Here is a 4,085-nt window from a genome sequence, read left to right as displayed (position 1 = left end):
CTCCTATGGCACAAAGTGCCACGCTGCGCGAACAGTACTGGCTCCCCTACACCCCAACTTCAACACTACATGACTATTGACGATTGACTATTTCACTTAATCAAGCGCCTTCACGCTACCAAGGTAGTTACCTGCAGGCAAGGATGGGAACCGCTGGTATGGCACCACATTCTCACCAAAGTATTGAGCATACTCAGAGCTATTAACAATCTCCTCTACAGCAGCTTTTAAACCGCTACCTGTTAGTGAGTTGGTGTAATGGAGAATTTCCACCTGAGTTGCTGGCGCACGTCCCAACAGATGACGGAAGAGGAACTCAACCACTTTGGTGTTGGGATAGGAAACGCAGAAACGCTGGCGATAGATTTCTGAGCTTGCAAGTTCACTCACAAATTTTCTTACAGAAATTTCACCATTGCGCAGTCTGCTTTCCAACTCACAATTGTGGAAGTGGTCAGGAACTTGACCGCCATACACATCCATTACTTGAGAGTAAATAGCGTTTATCACCTGCTCTATGTCAGCTTGATTTGTATTTACTGTTATGCGGTAAATACGAGCTGGGTTGCGGCGGGTTGTATCCACACCAGATTCAACCAACTGTCCCTGACTGGAGTTAAAAGAACGACCGACTTCGACGAGCTGCGGCTGTTCATTCTCAATTTCAGTGGATGTGGCTGCTGTGTCTGCGGTTGTCTTTATGCGCGCCTGCACTGGCTCAAAGCTAGGGACAACAATATCTGGATTTTGCTTAGTGAGCTGGTTGTAGAGCTTTTGAGTATTCGGGAAGTTCGCAGCTGGGAAGGTCGCGAAGCGGTTGTAAGGTACTGTATCTTCACCAAACGCTTCAAGATATTCCAGACTGTTGATCATTGCCCGGATAAACGCACGAATACCTTGAGACGCTAGTATTTGATTGTACTTACGAATTTCCGCTTGATCCAGTGGAGCGCGTCCCAGGAAGTGCTTGGTTCCTAGTTCAATCACCTTGGTGTTGGGGTATGGGGTGTAGAACTCTTTCAGGTATAGGCTAGAACAACCCAACCCTTCAAGAAATTCTTTAACAGTGATTTCACCATTACCCAGTTTGCTTGAAAGCACTGTGAATTCGTTTTTGACAATGTAGGGTTCAATATTGCGCTCGAAAATCTGACGGTAAGCAGCACCAATAACTATTGCCACTGCAACTTTATCGTTGTTACCTGCCACCAACTTGAAGACTTTCGTTTGTTCACGCTTCTTGCTAACACCTTGGCTAATGCGCTGCTGAATCTCAGATTCTGTCCGGTCTCCCACAGTACCGAGTTCAACAAATAGTGGAGTTGGTTCCTTCTCAATTCTCCGGGTGATATCTTCACGGATGCTACCAACGCGCAATTTCCGTAATGCTACACCACCAGGAGTTAAGTACCGTTCGTAAGGAACTGTATCTTCACCAAATGCCTCACTATACTCTACGCTACCAATGATGGCGTCAACAACTGCGTAGAAGCCCTTCTTGGAGGCGAGGTCAAAGTACTTGTTGTTTTCTTGACGACCATAAGTAGGACGACCTAACAAGCGACGGTGGATGTACTCAATTGCCTTCATGACATACAAAGATGTCCAGTACATATTCCGGAATACATCGGACTTAGCCAAAGCGCGGATAAACTCCCGTACGGAGATATCACCGTTTTCCAGCTTAATTTCTTGCACTTTCAGGCGCTGACCTTCGTAAAGATCGCGACCGAAAACTTGCAGGTAAGCTGCCCGAATCACCGCTTGTGTAGAGCTTTCCGAGTACTTGACACTGACTCCAGTTGGTGTCTTTTTACCTCTTGTACCAGGCAGTTGATCCAACTTGAACACCTTGGGACCCAAAGTACCAGGGTTCTCGCCTCGCGCTCCAGGATTGCTGTTTTGGTTATTAATTCCAGGTCCAGAGTGAATCAGGATGCGCTTGGTATCTTTACCAAAAGGAGCAGGACGAGTATTGGGGTTGCTGGTTTCTTTCGGGAAAATTGCCCCAAACTGAATTTCTAAGGGGTCGTTACCAGAACCATAAGGATGCTGGTCTGGTAGTGGTTGGTTGTAAGCAGCAAAAGTTGTGATAAACTGTGGAACCTTGCGGAAAGGCGCACTGTAGTTAAACAGGTCTTGCTGTGGTCCCCAGTTACGACATTCTTGTGCTTCTTGACCAAGTCCCCGAATGTAAGGAACCGTTTCCTCACCAAAATAATCACTGTATTCCGCAGAATCTACCAGTGCATCGATTAAAGCTGACAGACCACCTCGGGAAACGATGTCAAAGTACTTTTGTACTTCTTCGCGGCTACTTGGTCCGCGTCCCAAGAAGTGACGGAAAGCAAGCTCTAGAGCACGGCTGTTGATAAACGGTTGGAAAAATTGTTTTTGGTAAAGCGGAGATTTGCCCAGGCGACGGACAAATTCTTTCATGGAGATAGTGCCGTTCTTGACCTGGGATTCCAGGTAAGAAACCGACTGACTGTAAGCACGGGTAATATCGCGCTCAAAAATTTGTCTATATGCCGCTTTTACAACCTCGTTTTTCTCTACTCCTGACAACCCAGGCTTCATGACAAACTTGGGACGCCGTTCTGCCGCATTGAAGTAAATCTGAGGCAGTTGTAAGCCCTGTTGGTCGCTTGAAGGACGTTGACGCAGTTTAGTAGAAGGAGTGGGTGCTTTGAATTCTGTAATCAAAACATCCATGTACTGAGACACAATGTCTGTTGCCTCAGCATCCTGACGGAAATAGGAAAGCGCTGCAAATTTTATTTCCTGCAAAGCAACAATTGTCGCTTCACCAGAACAGGCGTTTTCAATGATTTCTCTCAAACCACGCGTGTTGACAGCGATGATGCTAGGGTCACCAGCGACGATCGCGTAAGTAGCGTAGCGCAAAAACCACGACAAGTCCCGCAGGCTCTTAGCCATATTCGCCGGACCATAACGGGCGACGTTGATTGGTCGAAAACCCGGAGGAATCGGACCACTGGGTGAGCTGTTAAAGACTGAGCGTACATTTTCTAAGAAACCACCACGACTTTCTGCGTAAGTGAGAGTTCCTGTGTTTGTGGTACCACTAATATTCTTCGGTGCGCCAGCCATCACCACTTCTGGTTCTCTGGGCTTTTCTAGGAAAGACATTGGCGAACCACCAACAAAAATCCGGTTGGCAGCACGAGAGACAATAATCTCCGAATTTTCCGTAAGCCTCTGAGCGATTTCTAGACGCTTGGTACCAGATGCAAAATACCTTGCCAGTTCACTTAATTCACCAGATCCCAGAAAGCGGTCTTGCTGCTCTGCTTGGGAAATTGTTGATACTGCGAGGGTTTGATATAGTTGCGGACGCGCAACTGAGCTTCCACCACTTGCCTTAACACTCATCGGATTTGTAAAACTCCTATCATATTTTCTTTGTGTTAAGTCTGGGTTGCTTTTAGGCTTGACACATTGGTGCAGTCATGCATTAAGACTGCTGCCCTCAAGACTGCTAAAAAAAATTAACCCAGTCAGCTTTTAGATTAGAACGTTTTGGCATTTCTCTGTGGCTTTATTAAGAAGTGTGTAGAAACTAGAGCCAAGATGTATCAACTCCAAAAGCAAATGTTTAAATTTCTCTGAGAAAATATTTAAGATTTGTATCAATTCTTGATTAAACTAGATTTATTCTTTTAAGACAAGATGTAGCATCGTTTTCGCTCTGCTCGCTACTTGGAACTGTAGATGCACGCAGATGCACGCAAATGCTCACAAGTCAATATATCTATCAGCATCTGTGGTGAAATACAATCACTGGAAAAAAATTACAACAGAATTTAAGAAATGCTCGCCCTTGTTTGCCTGAAGGGTTCAACTAATGCCTCGTTCCCAGTAGATTACTGAAAATTTCTATTAACAGGCTCAGACTCGCTTACTCACAATCGCTGAATTTTAGATTTGGAGTTGATCATGAAACAGGGTTGGCATTCACTAATTTTATTCACCTTACCCCTATGCGCCATAGGGAGTTTAACTTTTCTAGATACAGCCACAGCACAACAAGTCACTCAACAAGTCACTCCTGATGGAACTGT

1 protein-coding gene is annotated in these 4,085 nt (G+C 45.5%); it reads right to left on the bottom strand.

Annotation, left to right across the window (positions count from 1 at the left end):
* Window positions 1-96: 96 nt before the first annotated feature.
* Window positions 97-3,396 carry a phycobilisome rod-core linker polypeptide gene (locus tag AC5590_RS19000; protein ID WP_169268904.1) on the bottom strand — a complete coding sequence of 1,100 codons (3,300 nt, stop codon included), beginning with the start codon at window positions 3,394-3,396 and terminating at the stop codon, window positions 97-99.
* Window positions 3,397-4,085: the final 689 nt, after the last annotated feature.

It is taken from the genome of Brasilonema octagenarum UFV-OR1 (assembly GCF_963888615.1).
Lineage (GTDB): Bacteria > Cyanobacteriota > Cyanobacteriia > Cyanobacteriales > Nostocaceae > Brasilonema > Brasilonema sennae.
This window is presented reverse-complemented; position numbering and strand designations above follow the sequence as displayed.

What these genes read in the sequence shown, in the direction of transcription:
- AC5590_RS19000 (WP_169268904.1), bottom strand. Translation starts at nt 3,396, where the DNA reads ATGAGTGTTAAGGCAAGTGGTGGAAGCTCAGTTGCGCGTCCGCAACTA.